The organism is Streptomyces sp. NPDC006332, assembly GCF_040612855.1.
GTDB lineage: Bacteria > Actinomycetota > Actinomycetes > Streptomycetales > Streptomycetaceae > Streptomyces.
The window spans coordinates 16,424-36,895 of the sequence record NZ_JBEXRA010000073.1; the positions used below are offsets into that span (position 1 = coordinate 16,424).

Annotated in this window: 25 protein-coding genes; 12 read left to right on the forward strand and 13 right to left on the reverse strand. The window is 70.4% G+C overall.

What is annotated here, in order from left to right; genetic code table 11:
• The first annotated feature begins 10 nt into the window (after positions 1-10).
• Together ABZ027_RS38945 and ABZ027_RS38950 are read left to right on the forward strand one after the other, a co-directional pair.
• Positions 11-406 carry a VOC family protein gene (locus ABZ027_RS38945; protein WP_356777032.1) on the forward strand — a complete coding sequence of 132 codons (396 nt, stop codon included), beginning with the start codon at positions 11-13 and terminating at the stop codon, positions 404-406.
• A 192-nt stretch (positions 407-598) separates the two neighbouring features.
• Positions 599-1,678, forward strand: coding sequence for an adenosine deaminase (locus ABZ027_RS38950; protein WP_356777034.1), 1,080 nt, complete (start codon positions 599-601; stop codon positions 1,676-1,678).
• Here ABZ027_RS38950 and ABZ027_RS38955 read toward each other — a convergent pair.
• Complete coding sequence (locus ABZ027_RS38955) at positions 1,660-2,175, reverse strand: DUF664 domain-containing protein (protein ID WP_356777077.1); 516 nt, start codon at positions 2,173-2,175, stop codon at positions 1,660-1,662. The genes ABZ027_RS38950 and ABZ027_RS38955 overlap by 19 nt on opposite strands.
• A 28-nt stretch (positions 2,176-2,203) precedes the next feature.
• Positions 2,204-3,088, reverse strand: coding sequence for a LysR substrate-binding domain-containing protein (locus tag ABZ027_RS38960; RefSeq protein ID WP_356777036.1), 885 nt, complete (start codon positions 3,086-3,088; stop codon positions 2,204-2,206).
• 126 nt (positions 3,089-3,214) lie between these two features.
• Between ABZ027_RS38960 and mgrA the strand changes: the two genes are divergently transcribed.
• A complete protein-coding gene (gene mgrA / locus ABZ027_RS38965; RefSeq protein WP_356777038.1) occupies positions 3,215-4,207 on the forward strand; it encodes an L-glyceraldehyde 3-phosphate reductase in 993 nt (330 codons plus the stop codon).
• Between the two features lie 29 nt (positions 4,208-4,236).
• Here mgrA and ABZ027_RS38970 read toward each other — a convergent pair whose 3' ends face one another.
• The gene (locus ABZ027_RS38970; protein ID WP_356777040.1) at positions 4,237-4,620 is read right to left on the reverse strand and encodes a nuclear transport factor 2 family protein; all 384 of its coding nucleotides are present in this window, start codon (positions 4,618-4,620) and stop codon (positions 4,237-4,239) included.
• A gap of 338 nt (positions 4,621-4,958) precedes the next feature.
• Here ABZ027_RS38970 and ABZ027_RS38975 point away from each other — a divergent pair, with 338 nt between their 5' ends.
• Positions 4,959-5,369: a hypothetical protein gene (locus tag ABZ027_RS38975; RefSeq protein ID WP_356777042.1), complete on the forward strand. Its 411-nt coding sequence runs from the start codon at positions 4,959-4,961 to the stop codon at positions 5,367-5,369.
• A gap of 141 nt (positions 5,370-5,510) precedes the next feature.
• Here the strand turns inward: ABZ027_RS38975 and ABZ027_RS38980 are convergent, their stop codons facing one another.
• Positions 5,511-6,746: an epoxide hydrolase gene (locus ABZ027_RS38980; RefSeq protein WP_356777044.1), complete on the reverse strand. Its 1,236-nt coding sequence runs from the start codon at positions 6,744-6,746 to the stop codon at positions 5,511-5,513.
• Positions 6,747-6,962: 216 nt separating this feature from the next.
• On the opposite strand from ABZ027_RS38980, the gene ABZ027_RS38985 reads away from it, so the two are divergent.
• Positions 6,963-7,418, forward strand: a complete 456-nt coding sequence (locus ABZ027_RS38985; RefSeq protein WP_356777046.1) for an ATP-binding protein — start codon at positions 6,963-6,965, stop codon at positions 7,416-7,418.
• A gap of 124 nt (positions 7,419-7,542) precedes the next feature.
• On the opposite strand, the gene ABZ027_RS38990 is transcribed toward ABZ027_RS38985, so the two are convergent.
• Entirely contained in the window at positions 7,543-8,433 is an 891-nt protein-coding gene (locus ABZ027_RS38990; protein ID WP_356777048.1) for an RNA polymerase sigma factor SigF, read from the reverse strand.
• A gap of 627 nt (positions 8,434-9,060) precedes the next feature.
• Between ABZ027_RS38990 and ABZ027_RS38995 the strand changes: the two genes are divergently transcribed.
• Positions 9,061-9,507 carry a helix-turn-helix transcriptional regulator gene (locus ABZ027_RS38995; protein ID WP_356777050.1) on the forward strand — a complete coding sequence of 149 codons (447 nt, stop codon included), beginning with the start codon at positions 9,061-9,063 and terminating at the stop codon, positions 9,505-9,507.
• A 15-nt stretch (positions 9,508-9,522) separates the two neighbouring features.
• On the opposite strand, the gene ABZ027_RS39000 is transcribed toward ABZ027_RS38995, so the two are convergent.
• The 3 genes from ABZ027_RS39000 to ABZ027_RS39010 all read right to left on the reverse strand — a co-directional run bounded on the left by ABZ027_RS39000 (position 9,523) and on the right by ABZ027_RS39010 (position 12,110).
• Positions 9,523-10,125 carry an ATP-dependent Clp protease proteolytic subunit gene (locus tag ABZ027_RS39000; protein WP_356777052.1) on the reverse strand — a complete coding sequence of 201 codons (603 nt, stop codon included), beginning with the start codon at positions 10,123-10,125 and terminating at the stop codon, positions 9,523-9,525.
• A 1-nt stretch (position 10,126) separates the two neighbouring features.
• Positions 10,127-10,765 carry an ATP-dependent Clp protease proteolytic subunit gene (locus tag ABZ027_RS39005; RefSeq protein WP_356777054.1) on the reverse strand — a complete coding sequence of 213 codons (639 nt, stop codon included), beginning with the start codon at positions 10,763-10,765 and terminating at the stop codon, positions 10,127-10,129.
• 127 nt (positions 10,766-10,892) lie between these two features.
• Positions 10,893-12,110: an epoxide hydrolase family protein gene (locus ABZ027_RS39010; RefSeq protein WP_356777056.1), complete on the reverse strand. Its 1,218-nt coding sequence runs from the start codon at positions 12,108-12,110 to the stop codon at positions 10,893-10,895.
• A gap of 123 nt (positions 12,111-12,233) precedes the next feature.
• Between ABZ027_RS39010 and ABZ027_RS39015 the strand changes: the two genes are divergently transcribed.
• Positions 12,234-12,716 carry a VOC family protein gene (locus ABZ027_RS39015; protein WP_356777058.1) on the forward strand — a complete coding sequence of 161 codons (483 nt, stop codon included), beginning with the start codon at positions 12,234-12,236 and terminating at the stop codon, positions 12,714-12,716.
• A gap of 56 nt (positions 12,717-12,772) precedes the next feature.
• Here ABZ027_RS39015 and ABZ027_RS39020 read toward each other — a convergent pair whose 3' ends face one another.
• Positions 12,773-13,648, reverse strand: coding sequence for an aminoglycoside phosphotransferase family protein (locus tag ABZ027_RS39020; protein ID WP_356777079.1), 876 nt, complete (start codon positions 13,646-13,648; stop codon positions 12,773-12,775).
• A 178-nt stretch (positions 13,649-13,826) separates the two neighbouring features.
• Between ABZ027_RS39020 and ABZ027_RS39025 the strand changes: the two genes are divergently transcribed.
• Positions 13,827-14,627: a VOC family protein gene (locus ABZ027_RS39025; protein WP_356777060.1), complete on the forward strand. Its 801-nt coding sequence runs from the start codon at positions 13,827-13,829 to the stop codon at positions 14,625-14,627.
• Between the two features lie 31 nt (positions 14,628-14,658).
• Entirely contained in the window at positions 14,659-15,387 is a 729-nt protein-coding gene (locus tag ABZ027_RS39030; RefSeq protein ID WP_356777062.1) for a ribonuclease H, read from the forward strand.
• A gap of 10 nt (positions 15,388-15,397) precedes the next feature.
• Here the strand turns inward: ABZ027_RS39030 and ABZ027_RS39035 are convergent, their stop codons facing one another.
• Entirely contained in the window at positions 15,398-15,850 is a 453-nt protein-coding gene (locus tag ABZ027_RS39035; protein ID WP_356777064.1) for an SRPBCC family protein, read from the reverse strand.
• Between the two features lie 235 nt (positions 15,851-16,085).
• On the opposite strand from ABZ027_RS39035, the gene ABZ027_RS39040 reads away from it, so the two are divergent.
• Both ABZ027_RS39040 and ABZ027_RS39045 read left to right on the forward strand, forming a co-directional pair.
• Positions 16,086-17,297 (forward strand): FAD-dependent monooxygenase, encoded by a 1,212-nt coding sequence (locus tag ABZ027_RS39040; protein ID WP_356777081.1) that lies wholly within the window; start codon positions 16,086-16,088, stop codon positions 17,295-17,297.
• A gap of 47 nt (positions 17,298-17,344) precedes the next feature.
• On the forward strand, positions 17,345-18,328 hold the full coding sequence (locus ABZ027_RS39045) for an aldo/keto reductase (protein ID WP_356777066.1): 984 nt from the start codon (positions 17,345-17,347) through the stop codon (positions 18,326-18,328).
• A 58-nt stretch (positions 18,329-18,386) separates the two neighbouring features.
• Here ABZ027_RS39045 and ABZ027_RS39050 read toward each other — a convergent pair whose 3' ends face one another.
• Together ABZ027_RS39050 and ABZ027_RS39055 are read right to left on the reverse strand one after the other, a co-directional pair.
• On the reverse strand, positions 18,387-18,734 hold the full coding sequence (locus ABZ027_RS39050) for a hypothetical protein (RefSeq protein WP_356777067.1): 348 nt from the start codon (positions 18,732-18,734) through the stop codon (positions 18,387-18,389).
• Positions 18,735-18,875: 141 nt separating this feature from the next.
• Positions 18,876-19,301, reverse strand: a complete 426-nt coding sequence (locus tag ABZ027_RS39055) for a hypothetical protein (protein WP_356777069.1) — start codon at positions 19,299-19,301, stop codon at positions 18,876-18,878.
• A 144-nt stretch (positions 19,302-19,445) separates the two neighbouring features.
• On the opposite strand from ABZ027_RS39055, the gene ABZ027_RS39060 reads away from it, so the two are divergent.
• A complete protein-coding gene (locus ABZ027_RS39060; protein WP_356777071.1) occupies positions 19,446-19,946 on the forward strand; it encodes a DUF6328 family protein in 501 nt (166 codons plus the stop codon).
• Between the two features lie 235 nt (positions 19,947-20,181).
• Here ABZ027_RS39060 and ABZ027_RS39065 read toward each other — a convergent pair.
• Positions 20,182-20,472 (reverse strand): SsgA family sporulation/cell division regulator (locus ABZ027_RS39065; RefSeq protein ID WP_356777073.1); only part of this gene is annotated, 291 nt, incomplete at its 5' end.

Below are 20,472 nucleotides of genomic sequence, written 5' to 3' on the forward strand. Positions count from 1 at the left end.
AAAGGTCCCGATGAGACGCGTCGCCCTGATCACCCTCGTCGTCGACGACTACGACGAGGCGCTTCGCTTCTACACCGAGGCCCTCGGCTTCCACCTCGTCGAGGACACCCCGCGTCCGGACGGCTCCCGCTGGGTCGTCGTACGGCCGGGCCCTCACCCGGGCGCCACCGAGCTGCTGCTCGCCCGCGCCAAGGACGAGAGCCAGCGGTCCCGCGTCGGGGACCAGACCGGCGGGCGGGTCGGCTTCTTCCTGCACACCGACGACGTCGCCCGCGACCACGCCCGGATGCTCGCCGCGGGCGTGACCTTCCTGGAGGAGCCGCGGCACGAGCCGTACGGCACGGTCGCCGTCTTCCAGGACCTGTACGGAAACCGCTGGGACCTGCTCCAGCCCACCGACGACTGAGGGGTCCTTGCACTATGCCCGCCCGGGTCGCGCGGCCTGGCACCGCACCTCGCCGCGTTGCCGAAAAGCCCTAGTAGCTCCGCTACGAGGGCTCTCCGGCGCCTTGCGATGCACGGCACCAGACCACGCGACCTCATCGGGCGCTCATAGTGCAAGGACCCCTGGCCCCACCCGAGAAAGAACACCACGCACATGACCGCGCCCCGCATCGACACCGACGCCATCCGCCGGCTGCCCAAGGCCGTGCTGCACGACCACCTCGACGGCGGACTGCGCCCCGCGACGGTGGTGGAACTCGCGGACGCGGTCGGTCACACCCTGCCCACCACCGACCCGGACGCCCTCGCCGACTGGTACGTCGAGGCCGCCGACTCGGGTGACCTGGTGCGTTACATAGCCACCTTCGAGCACACCCTCGCCGTGCTGCAGACCCGGGAGGGCCTGCTGCGTACGGCCGAGGAGTACGTCCTCGACCTCGCCGCGGACGGTGTCGTCTACGGCGAGGTGCGCTACGCGCCCGAGCTGATGCTGAAGGGCGGGCTGACCCTGCCCGAGGTCGTCGAGACGGTCCAGGAAGGCCTGGCGGCGGGCATGGCGAAGGCGGCCGCCGCGGGAACACCGGTCCGGGTCGGCACCCTGCTGTGCGGGATGCGGATGTTCGACCGCACCAAGGAGACCGCCGACCTGGCCGTGGCCTTCCGGGACGCCGGCGTGGTCGGCTTCGACATCGCGGGTGCCGAGGACGGATTCCCGCCCGCCGACCACCTTGCCGCGTTCGAGTACCTGCGCCGCGAGAACCTCCCGTTCACCATCCACGCCGGTGAGGCGCACGGTCTGCCCAGCATCCACCAGGCGCTCCAGGTGTGCGGCGCCCAGCGCCTCGGGCACGGCGTCCGCATCACCGACGACATCTCCGACCTCGCGGCCGGCAAGCTCGGCCGTCTCGCGGGCTGGGTGCGCGATCGTCGTATCGCTCTGGAGATGTGCCCGACGTCGAATCTCCAGACCGGCGCGGCAACCTCGATCGCCGAGCACCCGATCACCGCGCTGAAGGACCTCGGCTTCCGGGTCACCCTCAACACGGACAACCGTCTGGTGTCGGGCACCACGATGACCCGGGAGATGTCGTTGCTGGTCGAGGAGGCGGGCTGGACGGCCGAGGACCTGCGCACGGTCACGGTGAACGCCCTCAAGAGCGCGTTCATCCCGTTCGACGAGCGCACGGCCCTCATCGAGGACGTCGTCCTGCCGGGCTACGAAGCGGCGCTCTGAATCAGCCCCCTGACGTAGGCGGCCTGTCCGACGTGCTGGAGATCGTCGGACAGGACGCTGATCAGGCGTACGCCCAGAGTGACCGGCGGATCCCAGCGCTCGTCCACGACCTGCTCGAAATCCTTGGCGGCGAGGCCGCGCAGATACCCGAGCGTCTGCTCGTGCACGGCGTCGTAGTACCCGGTCAGCAGCTCACCGGAGTCGACCCGCACCTTGGTGACCTTCGCGGGGCTGTGCCCGTAGCCGGTGTCGAGGCGCGGGAGGTCGAGGCCGAACCGCTTCTCCCAGCCCTGGGCCTGCCAGACCTGGTCGAGCCCGGACACGCCGGCCACATGGTCGTCCTGGACTCGGGTGAGGTGCCAGATCAGCCAGGCGATGGAGTTGGCGTCCGGTACGGGGCGTGTGTGGAGGGCGTCGGGGTCCAGGCCCTCGACGGTGGCATGGACCTCTTCCTGGATGCGGCCGTACGCGTCGATGAGGATGTCCTTGGCATGCATACGGTCCACCATGGCGCATCCTCGTCCGTCATGCGTCCTCGTCCTCCAGAAGCGCCATCAGCGCCCGGGCGGCGGGACTGGCGGCCTGCGGCGGCGGCAGCAGCGCCACCGTCTCGTACGCCGCGTCGTCGGTGCCCTTGAGGGGGAGGGCGGTGAGGGCTTCCCGTTTGTGCCGGAAGTGCCGGGGCACGACGGCGATACCGAGGTTCTCGTCCACCAGGTCGAGGAGGCTGTGCACGTCGTTCACCTCCAGTGCGACCGTCCGCCGCACGCCCGCCGCGGCGAACGCGGCGTCGGTGATCCGGCGCGGCCCCCAGTCCGGGTGGAAGTCCACGAAGACCTCGGCGCCGATCTCCTCCGGGGTCACCGCCGCGCCGACGGTCGCCAGCGGATGGTCGGGATGGCACAGCACGGTCATCGGCTCACTGGTCAGCGGTACGGACCGCAGCTGGTCGGAGTCCGCCCGGGTACGCACGGCGAAGGCCAGGTCGAGACGGCCGGCGGCGACCTCCTCCGCGAGCGCGCCCGCCCCCGCCTGTCGCAGCCGGATCTCCACGTCCGGATGGTGCCGCCTGAACACCGCCAGCAACCGCGCCACCTGGACGCCCGCGATGCACTGCTCGGTGCCCAGCGCGAGCGTGCCGCGCAGGACACCCTGCACGGCGGCGACGGCCTCGTGCGCGGACCGCACCTGTGCGAGGATCCGTTCGGCCTCGCCCAGCAGCGCCCGCCCGGCCTCCGTGAGCGTCACCCGGCGGGTCGTCCGCACGAACAGCGGGGTCTGGAGTTCCCGCTCCAGCGTCCGGATGGAGGCCGACAGGCCGGACTGGGACACCATCAGCCGTTCCGCGGCCCGGGTGAAGTGCTGGTCCTCGGCGACCGCGACAAAGTGCTGGAGATGACGCAGTTCCATGATTGAGAAGCCTATCCGCTGAATTCCATCGGATTCTTCTGTTGGACCACTGCCCCAGGTCACGACAGAGTAGGCACCGGTTCCCAGGAACCTGGTTCCGCCGTGCCAACCCCTTCTGGAGTCGCGTTGTACACCGCACACCCCGACCGTTACGCGGAGATGCCCTACCGGCGCACCGGACGCAGCGGCCTGATGCTTCCCGCGCTGTCGCTGGGCCTGTGGCACAACTTCGGCCCGGACCGGTCCGTCGAGACCCAGCGCGCCATCCTGCGCCGTGCCTTCGACCTCGGGGTCACCCACTTCGACCTGGCCAACAACTACGGCCCGCCGCCCGGATCCGCCGAGTCCGCCTTCGGCGAGGCACTGAAGGCCGACTTCGCGCCCTACCGCGACGAACTGGTCATCTCCACCAAGGCCGGCTACCTGATGTGGCCCGGTCCGTACGGCGAGTGGGGTTCGCGGAAGTACGTGCTGTCCTCCCTGGACCAGAGCCTGAAGCGGATGGGTCTGGACTACGTCGACATCTTCTACTCGCACCGACCCGACCCTGAGACTCCTCTGGAGGAGACGATGGGCGCGCTGCACTCGGCCGTCCAGCAGGGCAAGGCGCTGTACGTCGGCATCTCCAACTACTCGGCCGAGCAGACCCGCGAGGCCGCCCGCATCCTGGGCGGGCTGGGCACCCCACTCCTCATCCACCAGCCGCGTTACTCGATGCTGGACCGCCGTCCCGAGGACGAGGGCCTCCTCGACGCGCTGGACGAACTCCAGGTCGGCTCGATCGTCTTCTCCCCGCTGGAGCAGGGGCTGCTCACCGGCCGCTACCTCGACGGCATCCCCGAGGGCTCGCGGGCGGCGAGCGACAGCCCGTTCCTGAACTCGGACGCGGTCACCGAGGACCTGGTGCGGCAGCTGCGCGAGCTGAACGACATCGCCGAGTCCCGCGGCCAGACCCTGGCCCAGCTGGCGCTGGCCTGGGTGCTGCGGGGCGGCCGGGTTACCTCGGCCCTGGTCGGCGCGAGCAGCCCGCGGCAGCTGGAGGACAGCGTCGGCGCCATCGGCAACCTGGACTTCGACGCGGAGGAGCTGGCGCGGATCGACGCGATCGTGCGGCGGTGAGCCTGCGGGCGCCGCGGACGCGACGCCCCTCACATGCCTGCGGGCACCCGGTCCAGGAAGCCGAGCACGGACCTGATCCGGCCGTCCGCGTCCAGGGTGATCACGTCGGAGCCGGCCACCGGCGCCGAGCCGTCGGTCTCGCTCACCAGTTCCCAGGAGAAGCGGGCGGTGTCGTGGTGCCCGTCCACCGTCCCGGCCAGCCGGAAGGCGAAGCCCGGGAACTGCTCCTGGGCCCCCGCGATCACCGCCGCGATCTGCTCGTGGCCGCTCACCTCGGCGAGCGGGTCGGTGTAGCTGCCGTCCGCGGTCCAGGCGGCGGCGACCGTCTTGGCCCGCGTCTCGGGCTCACGGGCGTTCCAGGCCTCGAAGTAGCGGGCGACGGCACTCTGGTAACGGTCGGTGTGCGCGGGCATGGGAGATCAGCCTCCATCAAGGACGTACCTGCTGGTCGGAAGCCGGATCGGGACGTTCGCCGATCCGGTACGACAACCCTGCCCGGACCGGCACCGCGGGTCGATTACCCCTCAGGTAATGACGGCCGCGGCGCGCACACATGGTGTTTCGGCCATGTCAGGCGGTGAATATGCCAGGAGACTGGCCGGAAAGATGTGGTGACAGTGTTTCAGCAGTGAACATACTCGACTGTTAGGCGCTTCACATCCAGCGAAGGGCCGGTCACGCACAGCGCATGAGCCGCACCCGAAGGCGAGGTCGGCCCGGCAGGCCGGCAGAGCGACGGGGGGAGTGGATCGTGCACGACGAGTTCCTGTGTCACGTCACGGGGTACGGCACCTGCGACGGTCGGCGCATCGGCGTACCCCTGGGGACCTACCGCGCCCCCACCCTCGCTCTCGCCCTGTGGTGGCTGCGCGACCGCGCCTCCTGGATGGCCGACCGGCTCGACCCCCGGCCGGAGGCCGAGCACTTACCGGCCGGCGCGCTGGTCCCCGTCGCTGACACGGTGGCCGACGTGCCCGCCGAACTGCGTGCCTGGTGCGCGGACCCCGCCCAACAGAATCTGGTCGCCGACGAGTTGGCCGCCGGACGACTGGTGCGGATCGCCGCCTTCGACGACACCACCGAGTACGAGCTGCTGGCGGAGTCGGTGGACGCCCTGCGGATGCAGCGCACCGCCGCGACGCTCTTCACACCCGTGGCCTGAGCAGTGCGCCCGGTAATCCGCATCAGACGCGCAGGTGAACGCATCGGTGGAATCCGGCCAGGGGAAAAGCAGCCGATGAGTCCGGGCGGCGGCCCCCGCATGACCCTCGCAGATCTTCCTGACGTCGTCCCGCTGGGTCGTTCAGGGCCTGCGGCCGCGGAAGGTGCGGCGCAGGTCACTCACCCAGGCGTCGGGGTTCTCCCAGGGGATGAAGTGGCCGCCATGGTCGTGGGCGCTGACGTTGACGTGATGGAACCAATCGGCTTGCGGGCCGGTCTTGAACGCCCGGACGCGCTCCTCGGCGGTGTGGATGCCGGGCGGGTTCTCGTACTTTACGAAGGTGAGGCCCACCGGGGCCTGCACGACCGGGGTGCGGTCGTGGGAGGGGGTCCAGGGGTAGCGGTTGGCGTTCGCGTAGTAGCGCATCGACGTGGCGATGGAGTTGTTGGCCCAGTAGATCGTGGCGTGGGTGAGCAGGTCGTCCTTGGTGAAGACGGACTCGACGTCGCCGCCGTTGTCGCTCCAGGCGTTCCAGCGTTCCAGCAGCCAGGCGAGCAGGCCGGCGGGGGAGTCGCTCAGCCCGTGGGCCAGGGTGGCGCCGTCGAGCATGTGCACGGCGAGGTGGGGCGCCCAGCGGTGGTCCAGCTCGATGATGCGGGCGCGGACGTCGGCGGGCTGGTCGTCGGTGAGGGGTCGGTTCCGGGCGAAGTCCCAGGCGCGGGGACCGGTGAAGAAGTCGAGCGGCAGTCCGGAGCCGATGTGGATGCCGTACAGCTCGTCCGCGTACTTGTGGCCGAGCTGGCTGGAGACGATCCCGCCGATGTCGCACCCCCCGGCGGCGTACTTCTCGTATCCCAGCGTCTCGGTCATCAGGGTGTGCCAGAGGTCAGCGACCTTCCAGAAGTTGACGTCCGAGAAGCCGGTGAGCGGGCCGGGGAATCCGAAGCCGGGCAGGGACGGCACGATGACGTCGAACGCGTCGGCGGGGTCACCACCGAACGCGGCCGGGTCGGCGAGCGGGTCGATCACCTTCGACCAGTGCCAGAACGTCCACGGCCAGCCGTGGGTGAGGATCAGTGGAATCGGGCGGGGGCCGCGGCCGGGCCTGCGCATGAAGTGCACGGGGACACCGGCGACGCTCACCCGGTAGTGCTCGTAGGCGTTGATGGCAGCCTCGGCCTCGCGCCAGTCGTAGCCGTCTTGCCAGTGGGCGACCAGCTCATGGAGGTAGCTGTCCGGGACGCCGTAGGACCAGTCGGCGTTCCCCTCGTCGAGCGGCGGACGGGTCACTGTGAGACGGGCGCGCAGGTCGTCGAGGACCTCGTCGGACACGTGGATCGGGGTGGGCTCCAGGGGAAAGGGGGGCGGGGTGGTCATGGCGTGGTTCCTCCTGGGTAGGGGGGACAGTGTCGTCGACCTGTCGGACGCCTGGGCGGCGAGCCGGGCCACGTCACGGAGTGCGGCCGGGCCGCGGAGCCGCCCACAGCTCGACGTAAGGGGCGTCACGGGAACTCGGGGACTGTGATGCCCGGCTCGGGGTACGAGCACTGATGCAGTAGCGTCCGGCCAGTCCGGCTTCCGAGAGAGAAACGCATGATCGAGCACCTGGACGGGGCAGTGATACGGACTGGTTTCGACGTGCCCGTGGAACCACTGTGGCGGGCGGCGCACTACACCGGCGCGCCCGGATGCATCGCCGAGGCACGCGCCTTCGCCGCGAACTTCCTGGAGCAGCTCAGGACCGAGTGGTGCGCCGACGTGGGCCGTCGCACCGAGGATGAGCTGCTGTTGGTGGTCAGCGAACTGGTCACCAACGCGGACCGGCACAGCGACGGCCCGTACATCCTGGAACTGGAGGGCACGGACACGTCCGTCACGGTGGTCGTCTACGACAGCAGCGCCGCCCTGCCCCGGCGTTTCCCCAGGGATCCCCAGCGCATCGGCCGGCACGGACTGGAGATCGTCCACGCGCTGGCCACCGAGATCGCTGTCGAGCGGGTGCCGGTCGGCAAGCGGGTGCGCGTCGTGATGGGGCTGCGCGGGGAATGAAGCCCTGACCGCCGACTGAGGCCACCTGGGTGACCGGGGCGCACCGTGGTGCCGCGCACTGATCGCGGGTGCCGCCCCGTTCCGCGTGGGGGGCGGCACCCGCGATCAGTGCGCGGTCCGGAGGTCAGGCGCAGCCCAGCTCGCCCAGCATGCCCTGGCGCAGTCGGGTGATGATCCGCTTGATCAGCCGGGACACATGCATCTGCGAGCAGCCGAGACGCTCGCCGATCTCCGCCTGGGTGGCCTCCTCCACGAACCTCATGTGGATGATCTGCCGGTCGCGTTCGCTCAGTTCGGCCATCAGCGGGGCGAGGGACTGGAAGTCCTCCACGAGCCGCAGTCCGTCCTCCTCGACACCGATGAAGTCGGCGAGGACGGCCTCGCCGCCCTCGGCACCGTCACCGGTGAGCGCGGCGTCCAGCGACGAGGAGTTGTAGCCGTTGGAGGCGATCTGGGCCTCGACGACCTCGTTCTCGGCGATGTTCATCAGCGTGGCGAGCTCGGCAACGGTCGGCTCGCGGTCCAGGCGGCTGGCGAGCTCCTCCCGGGCCTTGGCCAGCTCCACACGCAGCTCCTGCAGACGCCTGGGCACATGCACGGCCCAGGTGGTGTCACGGAAGAACCGCTTGATCTCGCCGACGATGTAAGGGAGCGCGAACGACGTGAACTCGACCTCGCGGGCCAGCTCGAAGCGGTCGATGGCCTTGATCAGACCGATCATCCCGGTCTGGACGATGTCCTCCATGTCGTCGCCGCGGCCGCGGAACCGGCCCGCCGCGAACCGCACGAGGGACATGTTCATCTCGATCAGCGTGTTGCGTGCGTACTGGTACTCGTGCGTGCCTTCCTCAAGCTCGGTCAGTCGCTTGAAGAACTGGCGGGAAAGCGCTCGCGCGTCGCGCGGTGCCACGGTCCGCGGGTTCTCGACTCCAGGCAGCGGCCCGTCACCCGTCGTCCTGGTCCCGGCGGTCTGCCTCACGACCTGTGCCTCCGACCGGATCACGGCGGTGTCCATTACCTCTCCCTCGAAAGTCACGGCTCGACCTCTGCCTCTTCGGCCTAGGTTTGTCTCGGGTCCTGCTCCGGCTTCGCGGCCTGCGGGTACCCGCATCACGATGACATATGCACGCCGACCGCGAACCGCCGAACCGTTCCAGGTCCTTCGGTCTTGCGCCTACCCGGGCCATGATGACGCATTCCCATGGACTTCGCGGCAGGCGAAAAATCGGCGGTCGGCCGTCGGCGAGAGCACGGATCCCAGCCCGGGTGACCGGTCTTCGCGAGACAGATCCGGCACCGCCCGACCGAGGTTTCGGCGGTGGGGCACGGCGTCCGGCCGGCAAGCGTGCCGAGCATCGGAGCCTGTTCTCAGGGGAGTTCGGCGTCGGCGCGGTATGTCTGCGTGACCGGCGGGCCGCCCTGGAGACGAAGTGTGCGGGGCTGGGAGAGCGAGGCACCTCTCCCGTCCGTCGAACCTCCCTCCCTCCAGGGGGCGCTGCGCCATCTGGCCGAAAATGAGCAACATCGGTTTCGTGGAGCGATGGCCATGGAGGACGGCCCACCGCCTTCCCGCACCGAGCCGCGATTCCACCCAGGGCGGAATGCCCGGCCCTCCAGGGCGGGGAATATCTAGTCTGAGGACGTGAGCAACCAAGCGCCGAACCAAGCCCGCGTGATTCCCCTGCGCCCGCCTGCCGCGCGCCCGGAAAACGCCCGCCCCGCGTCCGAACGCCCCGCCGCGTCCCCGCCACGCCAGGCCCCGCCGGCCCCCGCTCCCCTCGAACCCCGCGCGCCGAAGGAACCCCTGTGGCGCGACCTGGTCGGCGACGTCCTGCGCCGCGAACGCCTCGCCCAGGACCGCACCCTCAAGGACGTCGCCGACGCGGCCCGGATCTCCATGCCCTACCTCTCGGAGGTCGAGCGCGGACGCAAGGAGGCCTCCTCGGAGGTCCTCGCGGCCGCCGCCCACGCTCTCGGGCTCGGCCTCGGCGACCTGCTGTCGCTGGCCCAGGGAGAGCTCGGCCGACAGCGGCCCACGGGTCGCAGGGCGTCGGGCACGCCGTACAACGGGCTGTGCCTGGTCGCCTGACCCGTGCCCGGCGCCTCAGACCGTCACGAGGCGCCGGCTCACCACCTCGTCGGCCAGCCCGTACGCGACGGCCTCCGGCGCGGTGAACACCTTGTCCCGGTCCATGTCCGCGCGCAGCGTCTCGATGTCGTGGTGCGTGTGCCGGGACAGCACCTCCTCGACCTGGGAGCGGATCCGCACCATCTCCTTGGCCTGGAGGGCGAGATCGGAGACCGTGCCCCGGCTGCCACCGCTGGCCGGCTGGCCCAGCAGTACCCGCGCGTGCTCCAGGACGAACCGCCGTCCGGGATCCCCTCCGGCCAGCAGGACGGCCGCCGTCGACGCGGCCTGCCCCACGCAGAAGGTCGAGATCGGCGCCTGCACGTACGTCATCGTGTCGTAGATCGCCATCAGCGAAGTGAACGAGCCACCGGGCGAGTTGATGTAGATCGCGATCTCGGACTCCGGAGCGGACGACTCCAGATGGAGGAGCTGCGCGATGACGACGTTCGCCACGCCGTCGTCGATCTCGGTGCCGAGGAAGATGATCCGCTCCGACAGCAGCCGGCTGAACACGTCGTACGACCGCTCGCCCTGCGGGGTCCGCTCGACGACGTTCGGAATCGTGTAGGTCCCCATGTCACAGTCCCATCCGTCGCTTCGAGGCGGCCGGGCGGACGTCCGCGAGGGACTCCACGACCCGGTCGACCATGCCGTACTCCCTGGCCTCCTCGGCCGTGAACCAGCGGTCGCGGTCGCCGTCCCGGGAGATGGTCTCCGGGCTCTGGCCGGTGTGCTCCGCGGTGATCCGCTCGATGCTCCGCTTGAGTTGCTCCAGGTTCTCGGCCTGGATCTCGATGTCCGCGGTGGTGCCGCCGATGCCGGCCGACGGCTGGTGCATCATGATCCGCGCGTTGGGGAGCGCGTAGCGCTTGCCGGGAGCGCCCACGCTGAGCAGGAACTGGCCCATGCTCGCCGCGAAGCCCATGGCGAGCGTGGAGACCTCGTTCGGGATCAGCCGCATGGTGTCGTAGATGGCCAGGCCCGCGTGCACCGAGCCGCCCGGGCTGTTGATGTACAGGCTGATGTCGGTGCGCGGGTCCTCCGCGGACAGGATCAGCAGCTGGGCGCAGACCCGGTTCGCGGAGACCTCGTCGACCTGGGTGCCCAGCAGGACGATGCGCTGGGCGAGCAGTTGGGCGGCCAGGTGGTCGTCGAAGCGGGTGGGCGGGGTGTCGCCCTCCTCGGCCCGCGGAGCGAGCGTGGTGAGTGGAGTCATCGGTTCTCCTCGTCGAGGCTCGAATGCCGTCGACTCCACTCTTGACCTCGGGCGACGCGTTTCAGCGGTTTCTCTGCCCGCGGCAGATTCGCTGCGGGCAGAGCGGACCGCCAAGGCCTCAGCCGGGTCAGCCGACGCCCTTCTCGCGCAGCTGCCGGAAGAAGGCCCGTACGTCGCCCACCAGCAGGTCCGGTTCCTCCATCGCCGCGAAGTGCCCGCCCCGGTCGAACTCCGTCCAGCGCACGATGTTCTCCGTCCGCTCCGCCTTGTGGCGCAGGGGGATCTGAGGATCGCCGGGGAAGGAGGCCACCGCGGTCGGCGCGGTCGAGGGCTCGTGGGGGGCGGCGATCCGTTCCCCCTCGGCGTGGGCGCGCTCGTAGTAGACGCGGGCGGACGAACCCGCCGTGCCCGTCAGCCAGTACAGCATCACGTTCGTCAGCATCAGGTCCCGGTCGACGGCCTCCTCGGGCAGCTCCTCGGAGTCCGTCCACTCGCGGAACTTCTCGACGATCCAGGCGAGTTGGCCGACCGGCGAGTCGGTGAGCGCGTACGACAGGGTCTGCGGCCGGGTGGACTGCACATGGAAGTAGCCCGTCCCGTCCCGGAACCACCGGGCCCAACGGCTCCACGAGGTGAGCGTGCGCTCCCGCTCCTCGGGGCTCAGCGCCTGAAGTTCCTCGGGCGTCGGCTCGGTGGCGGCCTGCGCGTTGGGCAGCAGGTTGAGGTGGATGCCGATGACCCGGTCGGGGTGGACCCGGCCCAGCTCGCGGGAGATGCCCGCGCCCCAGTCGCCGCCCTGGGCGCCGAACCGTTCGTAGCCGAGGCGCGTCATCAGCTCGACCCACGCGTCGGCGATCCGGCGCGCCTCCCAGCCCCTCTCCCGGGTGGGCCCGGAGAACCCGAAGCCCGGAATGCTCGGCAGCACGACGTGGAAGGCGTCGGCACGGTCACCGCCGTGCGCGGCCGGGTCCGTCAGCGGCCCGACGATGTCGAGGAACTCGACGATCGACCCCGGCCAGCCGTGCGTGATGACCAGGGGGGTGGCGTCGGGCTCGGGCGAGCGGATGTGCGCGAAGTGCACCCGCGCGCCGTCGATCTCGGTCGTGAACTGCGGCCACTCGTTCAGCCGCGCCTCGGCCGCCCGCCAGTCGTAGTCGTGCCGCCAGTACCGCACCAGGTCGCGCAGGTAGTCCGACGGCACCCCGTAGGCCCAGCCCACCCCGGGCAGCTGGTCCGGCCACCGGGCCCGGTCGAGGCGGTCGTGCAGGTCGTCCAGGTCGCTCTGCGGTATGTCCATGCGGAACGGATGGAAACTGCCGGCGTTGGAAGCCGTCGAAGAGGTCATGGCCGTGATGCTAGGTGCGAACGGTGTAACAGCCACCTGGATTGTTCTCCCGCGCGACCGATGAGTTCCGGGGCGAGGATCGGTCGACACAGGTGACCGTGTTCCACACGCCCAGGAGGACTCATGACCACCGACGGATTCACCACGTGCCTCTGGTTCGACGGCCAGGCCGAGGAAGCCGCCCACTACTACGTGTCGATCTTCAAGAACTCCAGCGTCGGACGTGTCGGCCGCAACGTCGAGGGAGGAGCGGGCCCGGTCGGCTCCGTGCTGGCCGTGGAGTTCACGGCCAACGGCCAGAAGTTCGTCGCGCTGAACGGCGGCCCGCAGTTCACGTTCAACGAGTCGGTCTCCTTCCAGATCTTCTGCGCGGACCAGGAGGAGATCGACTACTACTGGAACAAGCTCACCGAGGCCGGCGGCGAGCCCGGCCCCTGCGGCTGGCTCAAGGACAAGTACGGACTGTCCTGGCAGGTCGTCCCCGAGCACCTGATCGACATGATCAGCGACCCGGACCCGGAGAAGGCGTCCCGTACCACCAAGGCGTTCATGGCGATGGGCAAATTCGACATCGCCGCCCTGGAGAGGGCTTACGCGGGCGAGTGAGGCCCCACGCCGGGGGAGCGGCCGCGGTCCACGGCGGGCACCGTGGCCGCACCCCGTCATTCCGCCTCGGCGAGGATCTCCCCGATCACATGCCGTGAGTTCTCCGCCACCGGCGGATTGGTGTGCCAGTAGAACGGCAGCGCGATGACCGCGACCGACAGCGCCCAGCCCCGGCCGCGCGCCCACTCCGCCTCGTCCACGCCCACCGCCTCACGGAACGAGCCGCGGACCGCGGCGGGCAGCAGGCACCACGCCGGGATCAGATCGACGGCCGGATCACCCACACCCACGGTGCCGAAATCGATCACGCCGGTCAGTCGCCCGCCCGCGACCAGCAGATTGCCGGACATGAGATCGCCGTGCGCCCAGACGGGCGGCCCGGCGTACTCGGGGGCGCGCAGTGCCTCCTGCCACCGGGCCGTCACCGCGGTGGTGTCCACCCTGCCCTCCAGCTGGTCCAGCGCCACGCGCATCGCCTCGTCCCGGCCCGCCAGCGGCCCACCCCGATAGCCGGGCAGGCCGCCGTCGGGATCGATCCGGCGCAGGGCACCGATGAACACCGCGAGGTCCTTGGCGAGCAGATCGGGCTCTGTCAGGGCACCCACGACCGGGGTGCCGCCGCCCAGCCAGCGGTACACGGACCAGGGCCACGGGAACCCGGCGCCGGGGCCGCCCAGGGCGAGCGGCTCGGGCGTGGCGAAGGGCAGCCGCGGGCCGAGCACCGGCAGCCAGCGCTGCTCGTGCCGCACGTCCCCGACCGCACCGGGGTGCCGGGGGAGCCGTACGACCAGGTCCGTACCGAGCCGGAACATGGCGTTCTCGGTCCCCGAGGACTCCAGGCGCTCCACGGGCAGCCCCGCCCACCGGGGAAACTGCTCGGCGATCAGTCGCCGCACGAGCGGGACGTCGACGTCGACTTCGCCTTCACGCATCTTCATGGCACACACCCGGCCCATCCCAGCGGATCGCCGGCCTTCGTGTCGATGGGTTTTGCCGGGGCGGGGACGGACCCACCGACGTGCCCCGGTAACCCGTTCGGCGCGCGGCGGGGCGGGTGGATCGATAGCGTGAGAAACCGGACCATTCACCGATCGGGAGAGGGCCGCAGACATGGCCGTACAACCTGAGGGAACCCCCTGTTGGGCCGATGCGATGTTCAGCGACGTCGAGGGAGCGAAGCGCTTCTACGGGGACGTCCTCGGCTGGACCTTCGGCGAGTCGTCGTCGGAGTACGGCAACTACACGCAGGCCTACGCCGACGGGAAGGCGGTCGCCGCCGTCGTACCGCCGATGCCGGGCCAGGAGGGGCAGTCGCAGTGGTGCCTGTATCTCGCGTCCCCGGATGCCTCGGCCACCGCCGGCAAGATCCGTGAGAACGGCGGGGAGGTGCTGATGGAGCCGATGCAGGTGGGCGACTTCGGCACCATGTGCCTGGCCCGCGACCCCAGCGGCGTCGTCTTCGGTGTGTGGCAGGCGGGGACCCACGAGGGCTTCGAGGCGCCGCCCCAGCAGGTCGGCGCGTTCTGCTGGGCCGAGGTCTTCACCCGTGAGCCGGGGAAGTCGGACCCGTTCTTCCCGGCCGTCTTCCCGTACACCGTCAAGCAGATGCAGGACGACGCGGTCGACTTCCGTATGTTCGAGGTGGGCGGCGACATGGTGCTCGGCCGGATGAAGATGGGGGAGGAGTTCCCGCCCGAGGTGCCGCCGTACATCAACGTGTACTTCACCGTCGACAACTGCGACGAGGCCGTCGCCCGGGCCACCAAGCTCGGTGGCGTGCTGCGGTTCGGGCCCATGGACACCCCGTTCGGGCGTTTCGCCGCCATCAGCGACCCGCAGGGCGCGAGCTTCTCGGTGATCGATGTGACGACGACGGTGGGGGAGATGCCGCAGGTCGCGGACGTCCCCTGAGCCGCGTCCGAACGTCCCGCGCGGCCATGGCATGATCGGACGCATGCGTGAACGTGTGGTGGCCGCGTGTGACGGGGCTTCGAAGGGAAACCCCGGGCCCGCGGCCTGGGCCTGGGTCGTCGCCGACGAGTCGGAGAGTCCGACCCGGTGGGAGGCGGGCCCGCTCGGCAAGGCCACCAACAACGTGGCCGAACTCACCGCCCTGGAACGGCTGTTGGCGTCGACCGACCCCGATGTGCCACTGGAGGTCCGGATGGACTCCCAGTACGCGATGAAGGCCGTCACCACCTGGCTGCCCGGCTGGAAACGCAACGGCTGGAAGACGTCCGCGGGCAAACCGGTCGCCAACCAGGAACTGGTCGTGCGCATCGACGAACTGCTCGACGGCCGCTCGGTCGAGTTCCGTTACGTGCCCGCCCACCAGGTCGACGGGGACCGGCTCAACGACTTCGCGGACCGCGCCGCGAGCCAGGCCGCGATCGTGCAGGAGCCCGCGGGCAGCGGCCTCGGTTCGCCGGAGCCGCCGGCCGCACCGGACGCGCCGGCGACCCGCGCCCCGCGGGCCCGTTCGGGCGGGGCCAAGGCGGGAGGCAAGACCGGTACCAAGACGTCCGGCGGGCGCGGGGGCTCCACGCGGACCATCAAGGCGAAGTTCCCCGGCCGCTGCGTCTGCGGACGCCCGTACGCGGCCGGGGAACCCATCGCCAAGAACGATCAGGGCTGGGGCCATCCGGAGTGCCGTACGGCAGTCGCCGGATAGCGCGCGGCGGTCACACGACCGCGCCGCGCCACCCCCCGGTCTCCTGACCGCGCTCCTCGATGAACTTCTTGAAGCGTTCCAGGTCGCCCTTGGTCTGCCGCTTCACGAACCCGAGCTTGTCACCGACCTTCTCGGTGACGCTGTCGGGATGGAAGTCCATCTGCAGCATCACCTTGGTGTGCTGGTCGTCGAGCCGGTGGAACGTGACCGCGCCCGCCTGCCGGGCCTCGCCGTCGACCGTGGTCCAGGCGACCCGCTCGTCCGGGATCTGCTCCGTGATCTCCGCGTCGAATTCCCGGTGCACCCCGCTCACACTGGTCACCCAGTGCGTGAGCGTGTCCGTGCGCTGCTCGATGCGCTCCACCCCGTTCATGAACTCGGGGAACGACTCGAACTGGGTCCACTGGTTGTAGGCGGTGTGCACGGGGACACCGACCTCGATGGATTCCTCGACCTGCGACACAGGTGATCGCCTCCTTCGTCTCGTCGGATGGTCCAGCGCGGGTACCCGTGACCTGCGCGGCAAACCGCCGACTGGAGATCGTCGGTCGAAGTCGACGGTGTCCGAGGGTGGGCGGCGCGATGCGCTAGTCCATGCGAGGCGCACCTCCTGCTGCTACCCTGCGTTGCTGATCAGTCACCTTGAGTGATCGCATCGAGGGGACCAGTCGATGGAACCGAGTGAACCAGGGGTGCGCGTGAAGGTCGCCTGTGTCGGTGGCGGGCCCGCCGGGCTGTATCTGTCGATCCTGCTGAAGCGACGGGATCCCTCCCACGACATCACCGTCCACGAACGGGACCCGGAAGGATCGACCTACGGCTGGGGTGTGACCTACTGGCGCGGACTGCTCGACAAGCTGCACACGCACGACCCCGAGTCGGCCCGTGCCGTGGAGGAACACTCGGTGCGCTGGAACCACGGCGTCGCCCATGTCCGGGACATCGTCACCCGGCACCCGGGTGACGAAGGCTTCGGCATCGGACGGCACCGACTGCTGGAGATCCTCGCCGGGCGAGCCCGGTCCCTCGGCGTGCGGCTGGAGTACGAGCACGAGGTGACGGACCGCAACCTCCCCGACGCCGACCTGGTGGTGGCGGCCGACGGTGTACGCAGCGCCCTGCGCACCGGGCACACCCACCGCTTCGGCGAGGAGAACAGGGCCGGCCGCAACCACTACATCTGGCTCGGCACCACCAAGGTCTTCGACGCCTTCACCTTCGCCTTCGTCGAGACCGACCACGGCTGGATCTGGTGCTACGGCTACCCCTTCAGCCCCGAGCGCAGCACCTGCGTCGTCGAATGCGCCCCCGAGACCCGCGCCGGACTCGGCCTGGACCGGGCCGACGAGGCCGACGGACTCGCCCTCCTGGAGAAGCTCTTCGCCGACGTGCTCGACGGGCACGCCCTGATCGGCCGCTCCTCGGGCCAGGGCCGCGCCCAGTGGCTGAACTTCCGCACCCTCACCAACAAGACCTGGCACCACGACAACCTCGTCCTGCTCGGCGACGCGGCCCACACCACGCACTACTCCATCGGCGCCGGAACCACCCTCGCCCTGGAGGACGCGATCGCTCTGGCCGGAGCGCTGCACCGGCACGCCGCCCTCCCGCAGGCTCTCGCCCACTACGAGCGGGAACGCAAGCAGGCCCTCCTCTCCATCCAGAGCGCGGCCCGCTACAGCGCCCAGTGGTACGAGAACCTGCCCCGCTACATCCAACTGCCCCCGGACCAGATGTTCGCCCTGCTCGGCCAGCGCCACTCGCCCCTGCTGCCGTACGTCCCGCCCCAGCTGTACTACCGGATGGACAAGGCGGTCGGGCAGTTGGAGACGTTGCGCCGGTTCAAGCGCTGGCTCGGCCCGAAGGTGGCACGGACCGTGCACGCGCGGGCGCTGGCCTCCCGCAGGTGACCACGTCTCGTTCCGCGGGCCCTCGTGGTGGATGACAGACTGACGCCATGGACGAGCGCACATTCCACAGGTCGCAGCAGCACGCATCCGTTGTCGGTCTCGGCACCTGGCAACTCGGCGCCGACTGGGGGGATGTCGACGACAAGGAAGCCGTGGCGGTGCTGGAGGCGGCGGCCGAGTCGGGGGTGACCTTCTTCGACACGGCCGACGTGTACGGCGACGGACGCAGCGAGCAGACCATCGCCGCCTTCCTGGGCGGCCGCCCCGATCTGCACGTGCTGGTCGCGACCAAGATGGGCCGCCGTGCCGAGCAGATCCCGGAGAACTACGTCCTCGACAACTTCCGTGCCTGGAACGACCGTTCACGCCGCAACCTCGGTGTCGACCGTATCGACCTGGTGCAGCTGCACTGCCCGCCGACGCCCGTCCACTCCACCGACGAGGTCTTCGACGCCCTCGACACCCTGGTCGAGGAGGAGCGCGTCGCCGCCTACGGCGTCAGCGTGGAGACCTGCGCGGAAGCCCTGACCGCCATCGCGCGGCCGGGTGTGGCGAGCGTGCAGATCATTCTGAACCCGTTCCGCATGAAGCCGCTGCGCGAGGTGCTCCCCGCGGCCCGGGAGGCGGGTGTCGGCGTCATCGCCCGGGTTCCGCTGGCCTCGGGGCTGCTGTCGGGCAAGTACACCAAGGACACGGTGTTCCCCGAGAACGACCACCGCACGTACAACCGGCACGGCGAGGCCTTCGACGTGGGGGAGACCTTCTCCGGCGTGGACTACACCACCGGCGTCGAGGCCGTCGCCGAGTTCGCGGCGCTCGCCCCGGAGGGATACACCCCGGCCCAGCTGGCGCTGCGCTGGATCATCCAGCAGCCGGGGGTGACCAGCGTGATCCCCGGCGCCCGGTCGCCGGAGCAGGCCCGCGCCAACGCGAGGGCCGCCAAGCTGCCCGAGCTGTCCGAGGCGACGCTGACCGCGATCGGCGACCTCTACGACCGGCGGATCAAGGAGCAGGTGGAAGCCCGCTGGTAGGACGCCGGGACATGCTCGGCGTCCTACCAGCGGGCTTCGAAGCCCGCCCTGCCGGCAGTCAGGGCTCCAGGATCAGCTGCCTCTCCCGCTCCTGGTCGCCCGAGGCCGCCCCCTGGTCGTGCGTGGCGAAGGTCTGGGCCAGCGTGCTGCTCGCCTTCTCCACGGCCTGCGGCGTGCCCTGCACGGTGACGGTGACCGGCGCGGACAGGTGATCGGCGGTGCCCTGTGCCCCAGCGGTCGGCCGGTCCGCCGTACCGCTGTCGAACGTTGCTGTGTGGACCGTGGCGTTCTGGTCGTCGGGCAGTTCCCGCGCGGAGCCGAAGGCGGGCTCCAGGGCCCGCACGACCGCCCGTGCGTCGGCGGTGCTGCCGCCGCTGAGTGTGACAGTGAGCTCGGTGTCGGACATGGTCAACGGGACTCCCTCGGATGGTCGGCGTCGGACAGGCCGGTGGCGTGACGGCCTGAGCCGTCACGCCATCCGTCCCGCGGTCCGTGTAACCGTCCGGTGATCGCTGAAACAGTCGCCCGGCCGGCCGTTGTCCACCGCTCAGAAGCGGCCGCCGGTCAGGCGGGTGACCGGACCGTGAGTGAGGCGCTCGGAACGGCGACCCGCCGCGAAGGACGCGGCACCCAGTGCGGTCAGACCGGCGCCGACGCCCGCGGCGACGAGCTTGCGGTTACTGATGACCGTCCACGCGGTCTTCGCGCCCGCAGCCACCTGTCCCGAGGCCGAGACGATCGCCTGCCGCCCCGTCTCCACGCCCTTGGCCGCGGTCTGCGCGGCCGTGCTGGTCGCGTCGGCCGCCCGCTGCGCGCCCGCCTTCGCGACCGAGGCCGCCTCGTCGGTCTTCTTGGCGGCTGCCCGCGCGGTCTGTGTCGCCGGGGCCGTCGCCTGGTTCGCGCCCTGCCGGGCCTTGGCGGTGGTGGTGGCGGTGGCTGTCTTCTTGTTCGTTTCCTTGTCCGATTCCGTCATGGGAATCGGTTTGCCGTTCACCTCCGTCGCAAACACGTTCGTTGGGCCGCCTTTTGGTCGCCGTCCCGACCGGTCAAGAAGGCGTAAAAGAGGGAACTTGGTGCACTAGAGCGAAGCGAAGTTCGATCAGGCAGGGGAGGAAACTTGTCGGCCACCGGGAAAGAAGCGGACACGAACAACACGGGGCGCAACGAGACGGAGGAGGAGAGAGCCGACCGCAAGTGGGGAGAGCTCATCCAGGAGGTGCGGGTCGCCCAGACGGGCGTGCAGATCCTTTTCGGTTTCCTGCTGACCGTGGTGTTCACACCGAAGTACGCGAACCTGGCCGGCACGGACAAGAACATCTACATCGTGACGGTCGTGCTGGGCGCCTGCGCCACCGGCGCGCTGATCGGCCCGGTCTCCCTGCACCGCCTGGTGTCCGGCCGGCGGGTCAAGCCGCAGTCGGTGGAGTGGGCCTCCCGGCTGACCTTCGTCGGCCTGGTGCTGCTGCTCGCCACCATGACGTCGGCGCTGCTGCTGGTCCTGAGGGTGGCGACACACGACGACTACGTGCCGTGGCTGGTCGCCTCGGTGCTCGCGTGGTACCTGCTGTGCTGGTTCTTCGTGCCGTTGCTGGTCCGACAGCGCCACACGACGAAGTGACGCCGGGCGCGTCGGGCTGACGGTCGTGCGGGCGGCCGAGCCGCGTCGGGCTGACGGTCGTGCGGCCCGCCGAGCGCGGGACGCGGGTCATCGCGCCCACTCGCAGCGCGGAACTGCTCCACCGGGTGCCCGGAGACCGCCCCCGGGTGGCCAGGAAGGCGTCAGCCGCCTGGCCACCGATCACCGCCGCCGCCCACTCCGGCCCAGCGGCGCGGCCCCTCGCCGGCACCCCGCGTCAGCCGTCGGCGAGAACGTCCTGGAGGAAGTCGTCGATCCGGACCTGCTCCCGGCCCGGCGGCACGGCAGCCCGGGTGTCCCGCAGGAAGGCCGCAACCGCCGGCGCCCACGCGAACACCACGGCGCGCTGACGGCCGCCGTCGGGGCGGGCGTCGCCGAGGAACTCGACGCACAGCTCCTCCCACATGCCGGTCGAGGCCGGCCGCATCCGCACGTCCCCCACCCCGACCCGCCTGCGCAGGCCCTCGGTGAGCATCTCCCGGTCCAGCCGCCACCGCGCGAGGACCCG